The 14,375-nt window shown below is 64.3% G+C and carries 14 protein-coding genes; 10 read left to right on the forward strand and 4 right to left on the reverse strand.

Going from position 1 to position 14,375, the window contains the following annotated elements; translation table 11 throughout:
* Positions 1-5: 5 nt before the first annotated feature.
* The 3 genes from ACFQ4G_RS20045 to ACFQ4G_RS20055 all read right to left on the reverse strand — a co-directional run bounded on the left by ACFQ4G_RS20045 (position 6) and on the right by ACFQ4G_RS20055 (position 2,531).
* Positions 6-1,289: a ferredoxin:protochlorophyllide reductase (ATP-dependent) subunit N gene (locus tag ACFQ4G_RS20045; protein ID WP_238205764.1), complete on the reverse strand. Its 1,284-nt coding sequence runs from the start codon at positions 1,287-1,289 to the stop codon at positions 6-8.
* Positions 1,286-1,792 (reverse strand): 2-vinyl bacteriochlorophyllide hydratase, encoded by a 507-nt coding sequence (gene bchF, locus ACFQ4G_RS20050; protein WP_238205800.1) that lies wholly within the window; start codon positions 1,790-1,792, stop codon positions 1,286-1,288. The genes ACFQ4G_RS20045 and bchF overlap by 4 nt, the downstream gene beginning before the upstream one ends.
* A gap of 277 nt (positions 1,793-2,069) precedes the next feature.
* Positions 2,070-2,531, reverse strand: coding sequence for a hypothetical protein (locus ACFQ4G_RS20055; RefSeq protein ID WP_238205766.1), 462 nt, complete (start codon positions 2,529-2,531; stop codon positions 2,070-2,072).
* Here ACFQ4G_RS20055 and ACFQ4G_RS20060 point away from each other — a divergent pair.
* The 9 genes from ACFQ4G_RS20060 (at position 2,505) to ACFQ4G_RS20100 (ending at position 11,690) form a co-directional block, all read left to right on the forward strand.
* Positions 2,505-2,969, forward strand: coding sequence for a cobalamin B12-binding domain-containing protein (locus tag ACFQ4G_RS20060; protein ID WP_238205767.1), 465 nt, complete (start codon positions 2,505-2,507; stop codon positions 2,967-2,969). The genes ACFQ4G_RS20055 and ACFQ4G_RS20060 overlap by 27 nt on opposite strands.
* 35 nt (positions 2,970-3,004) lie before the next feature.
* The gene (gene ppsR, locus ACFQ4G_RS20065) at positions 3,005-4,450 is read left to right on the forward strand and encodes a transcriptional regulator PpsR (RefSeq protein ID WP_238205769.1); all 1,446 of its coding nucleotides are present in this window, start codon (positions 3,005-3,007) and stop codon (positions 4,448-4,450) included.
* Positions 4,451-4,551: 101 nt separating this feature from the next.
* Entirely contained in the window at positions 4,552-5,472 is a 921-nt protein-coding gene (chlG, locus tag ACFQ4G_RS20070) for a chlorophyll synthase ChlG (protein ID WP_238205771.1), read from the forward strand.
* A complete protein-coding gene (locus tag ACFQ4G_RS20075) occupies positions 5,472-6,815 on the forward strand; it encodes a BCD family MFS transporter (protein ID WP_238205802.1) in 1,344 nt (447 codons plus the stop codon). Before chlG ends, ACFQ4G_RS20075 begins: the two co-directional genes overlap by 1 nt.
* Before the next feature lie 5 nt (positions 6,816-6,820).
* Positions 6,821-8,005 carry a geranylgeranyl diphosphate reductase gene (locus ACFQ4G_RS20080; RefSeq protein WP_238205773.1) on the forward strand — a complete coding sequence of 395 codons (1,185 nt, stop codon included), beginning with the start codon at positions 6,821-6,823 and terminating at the stop codon, positions 8,003-8,005.
* Positions 8,006-8,013: 8 nt separating this feature from the next.
* Positions 8,014-8,523, forward strand: a complete 510-nt coding sequence (locus ACFQ4G_RS20085; RefSeq protein WP_238205804.1) for a TspO/MBR family protein — start codon at positions 8,014-8,016, stop codon at positions 8,521-8,523.
* Complete coding sequence (locus ACFQ4G_RS20090; protein ID WP_238205775.1) at positions 8,520-8,885, forward strand: hypothetical protein; 366 nt, start codon at positions 8,520-8,522, stop codon at positions 8,883-8,885. The genes ACFQ4G_RS20085 and ACFQ4G_RS20090 overlap by 4 nt, the downstream gene beginning before the upstream one ends.
* A gap of 24 nt (positions 8,886-8,909) precedes the next feature.
* The gene (locus ACFQ4G_RS20095; protein WP_238205777.1) at positions 8,910-10,478 is read left to right on the forward strand and encodes a c-type cytochrome; all 1,569 of its coding nucleotides are present in this window, start codon (positions 8,910-8,912) and stop codon (positions 10,476-10,478) included.
* Positions 10,479-10,796: 318 nt separating this feature from the next.
* Complete coding sequence (locus tag ACFQ4G_RS20100) at positions 10,797-11,690, forward strand: transporter (protein ID WP_238205779.1); 894 nt, start codon at positions 10,797-10,799, stop codon at positions 11,688-11,690.
* A gap of 652 nt (positions 11,691-12,342) precedes the next feature.
* On the opposite strand, the gene ACFQ4G_RS20105 is transcribed toward ACFQ4G_RS20100, so the two are convergent.
* A complete protein-coding gene (locus ACFQ4G_RS20105) occupies positions 12,343-13,272 on the reverse strand; it encodes an SMP-30/gluconolactonase/LRE family protein (RefSeq protein ID WP_379040940.1) in 930 nt (309 codons plus the stop codon).
* A 538-nt stretch (positions 13,273-13,810) separates the two neighbouring features.
* On the opposite strand from ACFQ4G_RS20105, the gene ACFQ4G_RS20110 reads away from it, so the two are divergent.
* The gene (locus tag ACFQ4G_RS20110) at positions 13,811-14,215 is read left to right on the forward strand and encodes a hypothetical protein (protein ID WP_238205781.1); all 405 of its coding nucleotides are present in this window, start codon (positions 13,811-13,813) and stop codon (positions 14,213-14,215) included.
* Positions 14,216-14,375: the final 160 nt, after the last annotated feature.

The raw sequence follows: 14,375 nt of genomic DNA on the forward strand, positions 1-14,375 counted from the left end.
GGCCTTCAGACCTCCAGCCGTGTGCGACGAACGAGAGGCCTGGCGAACAGTTCGGCGAGGTCGCCGGCTTGGTCGTAGCCCTGGATCGGGGTGAACAGCAGCTCGATCGACCACTTGGTCGCCAGCCCCTCCGCCTCCAGAGGATTGGCGAGACCGAGGCCGCAGACCGTGAGGTCTGGGCTCGCCGCTCGGCACCGGTCCATCTGCTCGTCGAGGCTCTGGCCCTCGACGATGCGGGTCCCCGGGGGGAGCCATGCGAGTTCGTCGGCAAGGTGGCTGCGATGCAGGTAGGGCGTGCCGACCTCCACTAGGTCCATTCCCATCTCGCGCGACAGGAAACGTGCCAACGGAATCTCAAGCTGCGAATCGGGGAAGAAGAACACCCGGCGGCCGCCCAGCATCGCGCGATAGGGCGATAAGGCCTGTTCGGCGCGCCGCAATCCGGGCGCGGTGGCGGCCTCGAAGCGCGGGGCCTCGACGCCGAACGCGTCCGCCGCGGCCTTCAGCCATGCGGTGGTGCCTTCCGCTCCCAGCGGGAACGGCGCGGCGATGCGCCGGGCACCCCGCTCCTCCAGGGCTCGTGCGGTATCTGCGAGGAACGGCTGCGCCAGGAGCATCCGGGTGTTCGAGCCCACGGAGGGCATCTCGCCCGCCTTCCGAGCCGGGAGGAACCGCACTCGGTCGATCCCCATTTCGGCAAAGATTCGAGCGAACTGGTCCTCGACCACGTCGGCGAGGGCGCCGACCACGAGCAGTTCGGGCTCTGCATCTGCCGCAGCTTTCGGCATGGTCGGCACGAGGGAAGCAAGGCAGGCATCTTCACCCTGGGTGAAGGTGGTCTCGATGCCGCTACCAGAATAGCTCAGTACGCGGACGTCCGGTGACAGCTCCCGCGACAGGCGCTGCGCCGCGCGGGACAGGTCGAGTTTGATGACCTCCGAAGGGCACGAGCCGACCAGGAACAGGAGCCTGATTTCCGGTCGTCGCTCGATCAGGCGTCCGACAACGCGGTCGAGTTCGTCGTTCATGTCGGCGATGCCGGCGAGATCGCGCTCATCGATGATCGCGGTGGCAAAGCGCGGCTCGGCGAAGATCATGACCCCAGCCGCTGACTGGATGAGATGCGCGCAGGTGCGCGAGCCGACCACGAGGAAGAAGGCGTCCTGGATCTTGCGATGAAGCCAGACGATGCCGGTCAGTCCGCAGAAGACCGCCCGTTGACCGCGCTCCTGGCGGATTTCGACTCCGCAATTCGCATCGAAGGGGCCGAGCGGGGCGTGGGCATTCATCGCGCGCCCTCCGGTGAGAGGACATGGTGAGGTTGAGCCTGGAGTCGCGCGGCGCGCAGCTTCAACAAAAACTGCGCGGCGTTGACAGCGTAGGAAGCGTAGGCTGCCAGCGCCAGTAGCATCAGGCCAGTCGTGTCGAGTATGCCGATGGCAAGCGCCAGTAGATAGGCGCTGTGTAAGGCCAGAACGAGCATGCTGACCATGTCTTCCCAGTAAAAGGCCGGGGCGAACAGGTAGCGCCCGAAAACGTCCTTCTCCCAGATCGAGCCGGTGACCATAATCGCATAGAGGACAAGGGTCTTGGCAACGATAGAGATGTTGGCGGCGAGTGCCCCCTCCCCCGTCGCGAGTGTACGCAGGACGAGGCCGAGGCTGATCAGAAAAACCATGAACTGTAAGGGAGCGAGGATGCCCTGGACCAAGGTCCAACGTGAGGCGTCGCGCCTGGCCCTCTCGGCCGGCGAGTAGAGAGGTCGTCTTGGCTGGCCCCCTCTTCCTGGCATCGGCTCCACCCTATCCCGGCTTGGCCCCGCACGGTCGGCGGCGGGTTTCATGAAGGTTAGGAACCAGCCCAAGGAGTGTCAAGCTAGCTTTACGTCATTTTAAATTTACGGTCTTGATGCATAATAATGTGAGGCAGAGGATTGCCAAATCGCATACGAAGCGTATCGTTATCATCAAGGCCCGCTTGGTATACCACAAGCAGCGTCCGACGCTTTTGAAGTCGAAGACGTCAGGTTCGACAGTCAAGATCGAGCTGGATCAAGAAGCCGCCATAAATCATTGGAGGACCCAATGGATGATGTCTGGCAGTTTCGTACGGTTTCGATCCTGGAGCCGGTGTCGAGGGACGGGCGTGTTGCGCGCGAACGTGCAATATACCATGAGATCCCGCGCCAGCCTCGGGTTGCCGCTTGGGACCTCGATCTCGCCGGTGTGATCGAGGCCGAGATCATCCCACGGCTGATGCTCGCCCATCGCGCGGATAGTCGTGCTGAGCGCCCCGGTATCTTGCCAAATGCCGATCAGATTGCAGAATTCGCGACCCTGGTGCTTTCGCCGGATTGCGAGGATGTCGAGAGCCGGATCGCGATCCTCGTGGATGACGGGCTCGCTCTCGACAGCCTGCTCCTTGACCTGCTCGCTCCGACGGCCCGCCATCTCGGCCATCTTTGGGAAGAGGATCTCTGCGATTTCGCGGAACTCACCATCGCCATGGGCCGTCTCCAGCGCATCATGCACGACCTCACTGCCCGGTTTCGCTCAGAGCCCGCGCCTGATCCGCATGGACGCAGCATTTTCCTGATGTCCTGCCCGGGCGAGACACACAGCTTTGGCCTGTCTCTCGTCGAGCGTTTCTTCCGCGATGCGGGATGGGACGTGACGAGCGCAGCGCATGAGCCGCATTCCGATGTGATCCGCACCGCAAGCACGGGTTGGTTCGACGTGATCGGAGTGTCTCTCGGATGCGAAACTCTCTTGCCGGCTCTCACTCGGACAGTGACTGAGCTCCGGCGCGCCTCGCGCAATCCGTCAGTCCGTGTCATGGTCGGCGGGCCGATCTTCCTGGAAAATCCCGATCATTCGGCACTCGTCGGCGCGGATGCGACGGCGAGCGATGCACGCCTTGCCTTAACCATCGCCGAGAGCTTGCTTGATCCGCGGGCCAGACCCTGCTGAAAGACCGGCTTGACGTCGTCACATCGTGGTGATCCTTGACCAGTCTGGCACTTCCCGCAGCGGCGGAAACCTTCGCAGCGCTCCGCAAAGCTCTCGGTCCACTCGATGCAGAGTCGGCCGGTCTTCTCGTCGCGGCCGCTACGGACCTCGCGCTGGTGGTCGACGCTGAGGGAGTCATCCGCGACGCGGCCTTCGGCAATGCCGATTTTGCCGATGAAGGCTGTGAGACCTGGCTGGGCCAACTCTGGGTGGATACCGTCACCGTCGAGAGCAGACCCAAGATAGCCGCACTCCTGCGTGATGCGGCACCCGGTGCGGTAACGCGCTGGCGGCAGGTGAACCATCCCTCCGCAACCGGCATCGACCTACCCGTGCGATATTCCGCCCTGCGGCTCGAGACCGGCGGCCCAGTCATCGTCATCGGCCGCAATCTGCGTGCGATGGCGGCGCTTCAGCGCAAGCTCGCGGAGACTCAGCAGGCGCTGGAGCGTGACTATCTACGTCTGCGTGGCGCCGAGACCCGCTACCGGCTGTTGTTCCAACTCGCGGGCGAGCCTGTGCTCGTGGTGGATGCTGCGACACGTCGAGTCACCGAGGTGAACCCAGCCGCTGCGCGTCTCCTTGGCCGGGCGGAGAAGCGCATCATCGGCCAGGATGTTGTCGACCTGTTCGAAGCCGGCAGCACGCGCGAACTCGAATCACTTTTCGCTGGCTTGCGGATCACCGGACAAGCCGGCGACCTCGTCGCGCGTCTCGGCAACGGTCGCGGCGAGACACGTGTCGCCGCCTCACTGTTCAGGCAGGAGAATGCCACCAGTGCTCTCTTACGCCTCTCTTCCGGACCTGTGGATCCTGCAGGACCGAATCGTACCGGTACCTCTGCCCTCGACGTGATCCAGAGTCTTCCGGAAGGCTTCGTCGTCACGGATCCGTCCCGTCGCATCCTCGCCGCCAACGCCGCTTTTCTGGACTTGGTGCAACTCGCTACCGAAGAGCAGGTGCGTGGCGAGCCCCTCGACCGTTGGCTCGGCCGCGAGGAGACTGAGGCAGCCGCACTTTTCTCCACCCTCGGTCAGCACGGTTCCGTGCGCCATTTTGCGACGAGCCTTCGCGGCGAGTACGGTTCGGTAGAGGATGTCGAGGTCGCCGCGGTCGCGGTGTCCGGCAACGGGCAACCCTGCCTCGGCTTCACCATCCGCTCGACCCCGCGCCGAGCCGCGGCTGCACCGGGCGGGCGGGAATTGCCGCGTTCCGTCGAACAGATGACCGAGCTCGTCGGCCGCGTCTCAATGAAGAATCTGGTGCGGGAATCGACGGATCTGATCGAACGCCTCTGTATCGAGGCTGCGCTGCGGATAACCCGGGACAATCGCGCGTCCGCCGCAGAGATGCTCGGCCTCAGTCGGCAGGGCCTATATGCCAAGCTTCGCCGCTACGGCATCGGCGATCTTGACGGGGCTGAAGCCTCCGACGAGGATTGATTTGTCGGCCTAGCCTGCGACTAAGGTCGTCAAAATTTTGTGACGTTTATTGTGTCAAGCAAGATTGACACGCGATGGGGCCGCCCTCTAGCTTCGGTGCCATGGCAACGTCGGCGTCCACCCCCCCCGCCGCTTCCGTCGGCATCCCCAGCCCCAGCACCCTGGTCGAGCTTCTCAAGCCGATCACTTGGTTTGCGCCGATGTGGGCCTTTGCCTGCGGCGTGGTCTCCTCCGGTATGGCTGCCGAAGGGCGCTGGCCGCTCATCGTTGCCGGCATCGTACTCGCCGGCCCCCTGGTTTGCGCCACCTCGCAAGCGGTCAACGACTGGTACGACCGGCACGTCGACGCGATCAACGAGCCGCATCGGCCGATCCCGTCCGGACGGATGCCCGGCCGTTGGGGGTTCTACGTCGCTCTCGCCTGGACTGTTCTTTCTCTCGCCGTTGCCGCCGCGCTCGGGCCGTGGATTCTCGGAGCTGCGCTGTTCGGACTGATCCTCGCCTGGATCTACAGCGCGCCGCCGCTGAGATTGAAGCGGAATGGATGGTGGGGCAACGCGGCGGTGGGACTCTGCTACGAAGGCCTGCCCTGGTTCACCGGCGCCGCTGTAATGGCCGGTGCGCTGCCCGACCACCGGATCCTCATCGTCGCCTTTCTCTATTCCATCGGTGCTCATGGCATCATGACCCTCAACGACTTCAAGTCGGTGGAGGGAGATGAGCGCATGGGCTTGCGCTCCCTGCCGGTCCAACTCGGGACCGACAGGGCCGCACGCCTCGCCTGCCTCGTGATGACCCTGCCCCAGTTGATAGTCATACTTTTCTTGTCCTTCTGGGACTGCGTCGGACACGCAGCCGGCATCGCGGCCCTGCTCGTCGCACAGCTTCTCCTGATGTCCCGCCTGCTGAAGAGCCCTCGCGAACGGGCCGCCTGGTACAATGGCACCGGCACCACGCTCTATGTGCTCGGCATGCTGGTCGCGGCATTCGCCCTGCGCGCTCTCGTTCAGGGAGCCGCATGATGGCATCGACCTTAAGCTGGCTCGCCATCGTCCGTCTCGGTCTCGTCCAGACCGCTCTCGGCTCGGTCGTCGTCCTCATGACCTCGACGCTGAACCGGGTGATGGTCGTGGAACTGGCGTTGCCGGCGATGATTCCTGGCGCTCTCGTCACGCTCCACTACGCCGTCCAGGTCCTTCGACCGCGCTGGGGCTACGGTTCTGACATCGGCGGACGGCGCACGCCCTGGATCATCGGCGGCATGGCGGCGCTCTGCCTCGGCGGTTTCGGCGCAGCGGCCGCCACCGCGCTCATGGAGACCCATCTCTCCGCCGGCATCGCTCTCGCGATCCTGTCCTTCCTCACCGTCGGCATAGGGGCTGGTGCCGCGGGCACCTCCCTTCTCGTGCTGCTGGCTGGCGGTGTCGAAGCGCGCCGCCGGGGCGCTGCGGCCACCATCGTCTGGGTGATGATGATAGCGGGCTTTGCGATCACCGCGCCGATCGCCGGACACTTCCTCGATCCTTTCTCCGGCGCCCGACTGGTGGCCGTGTCCGGGACGGTCTCGCTCCTGGCTTTCACGCTGGCCGCGCTCGCGGTTCGCGGCGTCGAGCCGACGCGATCTCCATCCGGCCCCTCGGAGACTTCCGAGAAGCGGCCGTTCCGTGAAGTGCTGGCCCGGGTCTGGGACGAGCCGGCCTCACGCCGTTTCACCATCTTCATCTTCGTGGCGATGCTGGCCTACAGCGCGCAGGAACTCATCCTCGAGCCCTTCGCCGGCCTCGTCTTCGCGATGACGCCGGGCGTCACCACCAAGCTCTCGGGCCTCCAGCATGGCGGCGTGCTCGCCGGCATGATTACGGTGGCCGGCCTCACCATGGGGATAGGCGGCCCATATCTCGGCTCGCTCAAGCTGTGGACCGCCATCGGCTGTGCCGGCTCGGCTCTGGCGCTGGCGTCGATCGCTGGCGGAGGCCTCATCGGTCCTGACTTTCCTCTGCGCATCGCGGTCTTCGCCCTCGGCCTGTTCAACGGCATGTTCGCAGTGGCCGCCATCGGCTCGATGATGGGACTCGCCGGCGCTGGTGGCGAAGCCGAGCGCGGGACACGGATGGGAGTGTGGGGGGCGGCGCAGGGCGTCGCCTTCGGGGCCGGCGGGTTCCTCGGTACCATGGCGGTGGATCTCGCCCGCCTCGTCAGCCACGAACCTGTCCACGCCTATGCCTCTGTATTTTTGGCCGAGGCCGCGCTGTTCCTGGTGGGCGCCATCCTCGCTCTCAGGATCGAGCACGCAAGCGCCACGCTTTTGCGTCGCGGCGCCCGTCCGCAACAACCCGCGCTTCAACCCCACGTATCGCTGAGGTGAGACCCATGCCGGAGCCGGAGATCTTCGACGTCGTGGTGGTGGGGGGCGGCCCGGCGGGCGCCACCGCAGCCACCGATCTCGCGCGGATGGGGCGCCGCGTGCTGCTCCTCGACAAGCCGGGCCGGATCAAGCCCTGCGGCGGCGCGATTCCGCCACGACTGATCCGCGATTTCGCGATCCCCGACGAACTCCTCGTCGCCCGTGTGCGCTCGGCACGCATGGTCTCGCCGGCCGATAAGCGCGTGGACATGCCCATCGGCGACGGTTTCGTCGGCATGGTCGACCGCGAGCATTTCGACCCTTGGCTGCGTAACCGCGCCGCTCTGGCCGGAGCCGACCACAGAGCCGGCAGCTTCACCCACATAGTCCGCGATGGCGACGGCCAAGCTACCGTGCATTACCGTTCTGGCGCGACCGAGCACCGGGTCCGCACTCGCCTGGTGATCGGCGCGGATGGGGCGAGTTCTGTCGTCGGCCGAGCGGAAATTCCCGGCCATGCCGCCATGAAGCAGGTGTTTGCCTATCACGAGATCGTTCGGCGGCCGGCAGATGGGAGCGGCGACGTCGAGGGCACGCGCTGCGACGTCTACTACCAGGGCAAGCTCTCGCCCGACTTCTACGCCTGGGTCTTTCCCCACGGCGACACGATCAGCATCGGCACCGGCAGCGCCCACAAGGGCTTTTCCCTGCGCAGTGCCATCCGCGCCCTGCGTGCCTCCACCGGCCTCGATGCAGGCGAGACCGTGCGTCGCGAAGGCGCCCCGCTGCCGCTCAAACCCCTGAAGAAGTGGGACAATGGCCGGGACGTGCTGCTCACCGGAGATGCCGCCGGCATCGTCGCCCCGGCCTCCGGAGAGGGCATCTACTACGCCATGCTCGGCGGCAGGCTCGCGGCGAAGGCAGCCGACACATTCCTGGCCACCGGTAAAGCGACGGCTCTCGCCCAGGCGAGGCGGCGCTTCATGCGTCTGCACGGCCGTGTCTTCCTGATCCTCAGGATGATGCAGTGGGTCTGGTACCGCAACGATGCCCTGCGCGAGCGCTTCGTCTCGATCTGTAGAGACAAGGACGTCCAGCAGCTCACCTGGGATTCGTACATGAACAAGGAATTGGTCCGGGCGAAACCAGCTGCGCATGCCCGGATCTTCTTCAAGGATCTTGCCCATCTGTTCCGCTGGGTCTCGCCGTGACGGACGCGATGGAATCGGGGCCGATCCTGGTGGCGGTCGGCGCGGCCCTCGTCACGGCCCTTGCCGGCGGTCTCCTGACCACCACCGGCCCTTGGTATCACTCCCTGCGGCGACCCTCGTGGAAGCCGCCGGACTGGGCCTTCGGTCCAGTCTGGACCACGATCTTCACCCTCACCGCCATCTCCGGTGTCATGGCCTGGCACGCGGATACGAGCCCGTCCGCGCGTAGCGCCCTGCTGAGCGCCTACGCCGTCAACCTCATCCTCAACATCGCCTGGAGCGGCATCTTTTTCCGACTGCGCCGGCCTGACTGGGCCTATGTCGAGGTGATCGCGCTCTGGCTCTCGATCGTGGCGCTGATCGTGGTGACCGCCCGGGTCTCGGGAGCGGCGGCGCTCCTCCTCGCCCCCTACCTGACCTGGGTCAGCATCGCCACTCTTCTCAACCGAGCGATCGTGAAGCTGAACGGACCGTTCGGCCGCAGGCAAGCCTCTCCCATCCTCGGGGGCCGGGCATGATGGCCGACCTGTTCGCCAGCGGTCGCATCATCGATCTGATCCTCGCGCTGGTTGCCCTGGAGACCCTCGGCCTTGTGGCTTGGCATGTCCACACCGGGCGCGGAGCGGCGCTCAGGCCCCTGCTGTGCACCCTCGTGTCCGGGGCTGCGCTCATGCTCGCCGTCCGTACAGCCCTGACGGGTGCCCCGTGGATCGCGACCGCATGCTGCCTCGCCGTCTCGCTGCTGGCTCATCTCGGCGACCTGTTCATTCGCCTCCGAGAGCCAATTCGTCGCAACCCGGACGTGTCCATTCCCGGAACAAGCAGCGAAAGCGTCGCGTTCCCCGGGCATTCTTATAGCCAATATAATTCTACACTCTGATCCCGTGTGCGGAGAACCGGCATCATGCATCGCATTCCCGCCCTGCTCCTCGGTTCGGTCGGTCTGATCCTGGCCGCAAACTATGCGTCGGCTCAGGATGCGGAGCAGATCAAGCGGGGCGAGTACTTGGCGACCGCGGGAGATTGCGTCGCGTGCCACTCGGCGCCTGGCGGGAAACCGTTCGCTGGCAACTACGTGCTCAACACGCCGATCGGGAAGATTCGCACCCCGAACCTTACGCCGGACGACGAGACCGGCTTGGGCAAGTGGACCGCCGACGACTTCTACCGCGCCCTGCACGAAGGCATCGACAACGAGGGCAGCTATCTCTACCCCGCCTTTCCCTTCGCTTGGTACACCAAGGTGACGCGTGAGGATTCGGATGCGATCTTCGCCTACCTGCGCTCGCTGGAGCCGATCAAGGAACCGCGCAAGCCCTCCGAGATCCCTTTTCCCTTCAACATCCGCACGGCCCTGATCACGTGGCGCACCGCGTTCTTCACCGCGGGTGAGTTCAAGCCGGACCCGAATGCCAGCGCCGAGGTCAACCGCGGCGGCTATCTGGTGGAGGGGCTCGGCCATTGCGGCATGTGTCACAACGCCAACAAGATCGTCGGCAACAGCGGCCTTGCCGGCAAGCTCGGCGGTGGTGTGATCGACGGTTGGTACGCCCCCAACATCACCCCCGACGACCATACCGGGATCGGAGCCTGGACCGACGATCAGGTGGTGACCTATCTCAAGACCGGCGCGGCCCCTGGTAACAGGCCCGGCGTGGCCGCCGGCCCCATGCGACAGACGATCGAGGAATCGCTCTCCAAAATGACCGACGCCGATCTCAAGGCGATGGTCGCCTACCTGCGCACGCAGAAGGCCAAGGAGAGCTACAAGATCAAGGACATCCAAGCCTTCAATCAGGCCGATGCGCCGGGCGCGGCGACCTATCTCAGCTACTGCTCATCCTGCCACAAGCCCGACGGCAAGGGGGTGGAAGGCGCGATTCCGGCACTGGCCGGCAACACTTCCGTTCAGGCGGAAGGACCGGAGACGGTGATCCGCGTGATCCTCGGCGGTCTGTCCGCACAGAACGGCTACGCGCCGATGCCTGCGGTCGGCGCCGGCATGACCGACCAGGAGGTGGCCGACGTCACCGACTATGTGCGCAACGCCTGGGGCAACAACGCGCCCGTCATCCGAGAGCGTGGCATCGTCGGAACCGCGCGCGCCGCAACGCAGACCATGCTCGCCGGAACCGCGCCCTGTGCGGACATCGCGCAATCTGAAGTCGCTAAGGCGATTGCCGATGCAGGCAGCGCAGAAAGCCTGAAGGGGCTGACGCAGGAGAATTTCATCCCGGTCGTTGGTGACCTGCTTCCGAAGGTGAAGGCAGGCGCGGCTGGAGCCAAGGACGACGACATCGTCAATGGGCTGACGACGGCGTTCTGCCAAGCCGCCCGCAACGATCCGGCCTACGACAAATCTGGTTGGCACGCGATCATCGGCAGTTTTTCCAGCGTCGTATACAGCCAACTCAAAAATCCGGAGAAGCGGGCCGCCTTGCCGGCTCCCGCCGGCACCAGACCGACGCCCTGATCCGTATGGTGAGGCCTCGTCGCTATCGGTGCACACGAATACCGTAAGTCTGGATGCGATCATTTCGATGGATTGTTGGAAAATCGCTTCGCGCCGAGAACACAAATAACGGGAAGATTGTTTTAAAATAAGCAAAGTCCGATTTATTTCTGATCGAGCTCATGGTTAATGCGCGTGGTATATGGCTGTCGCCTTTCGGTGACAGCCATCGTTACGATGCTGATACGAGGGAATGAGATCCAGAGCTGGTACGTCGATGAAGGAGAGCTTGCTCAATCGTGGCATTTTCCCTGTCGCGGCCCTTCAAAGAGGCACTGGATGATTTACGGTTTCCGCCACGCGACATGCACGTTCGGCCTCACTCTCTGCGTCGGCCTCAGCCTGACGACGATACCTCTGAAGCCGGCCAATGCCGGATCTGCCGCGCAGCCGGGTCAAACGGTCGGCCTTCCTGTGGGTGCGCAGCTTCCCGTCGGACTCTACTTCGTCAACACGTCGAGTTTCGGCGTCCGTGATACCCGGCCCCTCGATTCCGAGTCGAACATCAACCTGCCCACCTTCTTGTGGGCGACACCGTGGGAGATAGTCGGCGCTCGGCTCAACTTGGCCGCGATTCAGCCGGTCGTCGCATCGAGTCCACGCGGCACGCCCTACCAGAGCGGCATCGGCCAGCCCCTGCTCGCCGCTCAGTTCGCATGGAAACTCGGCAACGATTTCGGCGTGAGCTACCTCTTCGGTGGTTACCTGCCGATCGAGACCGGTTTCCTCACGCAGAATGCCTCGCTGAGCCACCGTTTCGCTGCGAGCTACACCGGCGACGGCTTCAACCTGACCGCCAACCTGCTCTACGGAATCTTCGTAGATCCGGTGACCGCCCAAGGCATTGTCTATCCAGATTATCTCAACCTCGATCTCACCGCGACCAAGAAGTTCGGCAAATGGGAGGCCGGCCCCGTGGCCTTCGCCTCCTCGGACTTGCCCACCCGCTTTCCCGGATATCGCCGTCAGGGCCAGATCGCTGTCGGCGGTCTCGTCGGCTACAATTTCGGGCCGGTGAACATCCAGGCCTACGTCACGCAGGATGTGGTCGAGCGCAACTACGGAGGTCGTGAGACGCGTGGCTGGCTGAGGCTGATCGTACCGATCTACAAGGAGAGCACCAATTCGGCCGCTCCCTCGATTCCGTTGAGCGGACGGCAATCGCTGCGGTAGGGCACGCTAATATCAAGTCTCGATGAGTGTGACTCATTGAGACTTACCTGCGCGTCTTCGGTCGTCCGCCGGGCTCACTGAGACTTGGTATAATGGGTGTCAGCGATGACTGGGGCGCGGGGCGCCTCCGTTCGCCCTAGCCAGAGAAACGCATCAACCAGTCAGAAGGCACAAATTAGGAAATTGCCCTCGCGGTCGGGTAATCCGTCATCGTCCTTGCAGCGGTAGACGAGCGCTTGGTGACCGACCGTTCGATGACGACGTCGATCGTGTGGAAGAATATGAGCCTCGTCGGCGGGAAATCCGACCATCGGCGCGATGAACAGAGCTGGCGTCGACATCTTCACTCCCGATAAGTTGCGTATAAAAGCCGTCGCGGTGGACGGCCTCGCCGCTTACGCAAGACACAATCCGGTTGCGCTCCTGGCACCAGCCCGGCTTCTCGCCGAACAGGCGGATCGCTCAGTGGAGGGCGGCCCAATTCATGATGGCTGGCGTGAAGATAGCGCTGTTTCGGCTTGCGCGGCTCCCAAAGTCCCGCATCCAGCTCGTGCCAATGCTCGGCTGGCAGGGACGGTCACCGGATCCGGGCATGGAGTTCGCGTCTTCAGGCCTGCCTCGGCGCGGCCTTGGAATGTGGATCGTCGTCGGCTCAGTCCGTCAGGCGGAAAGCCGGTTCCAGTACGCCCCGGGCTCCGACATCGACGAGGAGCGTGCGTCCGTGCTCCGGGTCGGCCTCGCGCTGCTCGGCATCCATGCCCTCGAAGGCCGTCGTCACCAGCAGGCGGTCGAGATCGCGTCCCGCGAAGGTGGGACAGGTCGGCTGGCGCGCTGGGACAGGTACGGTTCGGACGCGCTCGCCCGCTGGACTATAGGCGTCGAGACAGGCTGCGCCGAAGCGTGCCGTCCAGATCAGACCGTCGATATCCACGACGGCCCCATCGATGCCACCCTCCCCTCCACGATGATCGTAAAGCGTCCGTGGTTCTCCAGCCGGCAGACCCGTGGCGGCATCGACGGAGACGCGCCGCAGCACGCCCTCCGCGGTATCGACGAAATAGCCAATGGTGCCGTCAGGCGAGAAGCAGATGCCGTTGGGGATGGTGATCCCACCGTAGAGACGGGTCACCGTAGCGCCGCAGACATGGTAGATCGCTCCCCTTCCCTCCTCCGCGTCGTATGCCATCGTCCCGACCCAGAGGGTGCCCGAGGGATGGACGCGCCCATCATTCGAGCGGGTTCCCGCGTCGTTTGCCTCGAGTGGGCAATGAAGGCGGAGGCTCCCATCACCGAGATTCCTGACGTAGAGCCCGTCCTCTGCCGAGAGCAGGTGCCGGCCCGGATCGATCGCTGCGACATGGCTCGCCATGAACGGCAGGACATGGCTCCGTGCTGACCCGCCGACCTGCGACAGAGGGCGCGAGAAGAGGCGCCGCTCCAGAATATCCACCCACCAAGCCATATCGTCCAACGGATCGTAGCTCGGTCCCTCGCCGAGATGGCAACGGGTGGGATCGAAAACGGATGTCGGGACGGCAAAGACCAAGCCGGAATCTCCTGCAGATGACCGACGATGACGCATGCTGGCCAGACGGAGTTCCGCCAGGATTCATGGCGGGGGGGAAGAGACCGAGACGATGGAACCATGATTTCTGCCATGCCCCACGGATCGTACTCGGACTTCGAATCTCCCTGTGCGTCCGAAATAGAACGGCGATGTCGCCGAAATATTCAAACTTCTGAGAAGATCTTCGATATACAGTTCGAGGTTGACGGAATTTTATACACTCCGAACGATTCGATTCACGGCGTAGACATCATTCCTCTATTGCACGGCCGTTTGTATAGCCGAAGCGATCACGCTGTGGCTGAGCCGACGGCAGGCTCGCTTCAGAGATATCTCCGTTCCTTTGCGTCGTGCCCGGGCTTCCGTCGGATCCTGCGTCGCCATCCGCCCTGTGCTCTCCGCGCGGGAAGGACCCCGGCCTGGGGACGGTTTTGAGACACGTCGAAGGCTTAACGTAAACCGCCCATTAATCCGACTCGTCGAAACCTAGCCATTGTCGGGCGAGCAGCCATGTTTGCTGGTTTCCGCGAGTGGTTTGTAAGGGTAGCGGTGTATGCGTAGCGTTCAGACGGCGACGGACAACGTGGTTCCCTTCCGGCGTCCGGGCCGGTCCCAGCCCCAGGCTCAAGCTCCCATCGTCTCGCCTTCCCTCGCTGCACGTCGAGTCGATCAGCGGGCGCTCATGGATGCGGTCTATGCCAGCGGTACCCTGCCTGTCGCGGCCGGTGATCGTGAGACCAAGCTCATCGCCGCCCGCCTCCAGGTCTACGGCTTTCTCATCATCGAGGAGGTTCCGGAGGAAGGGGCCTTTCGCCGGCTGCGCCCTTCGGAAGCCATCCGCGCCCAGGTAGAACGCCCTTGGCGCCTGTCGAAAGCCGCCTACGGTTCGGGCCTCTCCGTGACGATCCCAGCCGCCGACGATTTCCTGTTCGATTCGACCACCGGCCTCTCGGCATAAGATCGAAGCGCATACGCGTCGCGCCGCAGACAACTGATACCAAGCCTCGTTGAGCGAGACTCGCGCGTTCCGTCGGTCGTGTGCCTGGGCGTGGTGTAGCTCGGTGAGGACCACCACGATCACCGGCTTGGGCCGGGACGATCAGGCTGCCAGGGTCGGC

It is taken from the genome of Methylobacterium marchantiae (assembly GCF_042679825.1).
Taxonomy (GTDB): Bacteria; Pseudomonadota; Alphaproteobacteria; order Rhizobiales; family Beijerinckiaceae; genus Methylobacterium; species Methylobacterium marchantiae.

Bases quoted from the DNA above. Each gene is read 5' to 3' on its own strand.
- bchF (WP_238205800.1), bottom strand. From the start codon at position 1,792: ATGCCAGGAAGAGGGGGCCAGCCAAGACGACCTCTCTACTCGCCGGCC.
- ACFQ4G_RS20045 (WP_238205764.1), bottom strand. From the start codon at position 1,289: ATGAATGCCCACGCCCCGCTCGGCCCCTTCGATGCGAATTGCGGAGTC.
- ACFQ4G_RS20105 (WP_379040940.1), bottom strand. From the start codon at position 13,272: ATGCGTCATCGTCGGTCATCTGCAGGAGATTCCGGCTTGGTCTTTGCC.
- ACFQ4G_RS20080 (WP_238205773.1), top strand. From the start codon at position 6,821: ATGCCGGAGCCGGAGATCTTCGACGTCGTGGTGGTGGGGGGCGGCCCG.
- ACFQ4G_RS20100 (WP_238205779.1), top strand. From the start codon at position 10,797: ATGATTTACGGTTTCCGCCACGCGACATGCACGTTCGGCCTCACTCTC.
- ACFQ4G_RS20085 (WP_238205804.1), top strand. From the start codon at position 8,014: ATGGAATCGGGGCCGATCCTGGTGGCGGTCGGCGCGGCCCTCGTCACG.
- chlG (WP_238205771.1), top strand. From the start codon at position 4,552: ATGGCAACGTCGGCGTCCACCCCCCCCGCCGCTTCCGTCGGCATCCCC.
- ACFQ4G_RS20090 (WP_238205775.1), top strand. From the start codon at position 8,520: ATGATGGCCGACCTGTTCGCCAGCGGTCGCATCATCGATCTGATCCTC.
- ACFQ4G_RS20095 (WP_238205777.1), top strand. From the start codon at position 8,910: ATGCATCGCATTCCCGCCCTGCTCCTCGGTTCGGTCGGTCTGATCCTG.
- ACFQ4G_RS20060 (WP_238205767.1), top strand. From the start codon at position 2,505: ATGGGCCGTCTCCAGCGCATCATGCACGACCTCACTGCCCGGTTTCGC.
- ACFQ4G_RS20110 (WP_238205781.1), top strand. From the start codon at position 13,811: ATGCGTAGCGTTCAGACGGCGACGGACAACGTGGTTCCCTTCCGGCGT.
- ACFQ4G_RS20075 (WP_238205802.1), top strand. From the start codon at position 5,472: ATGGCATCGACCTTAAGCTGGCTCGCCATCGTCCGTCTCGGTCTCGTC.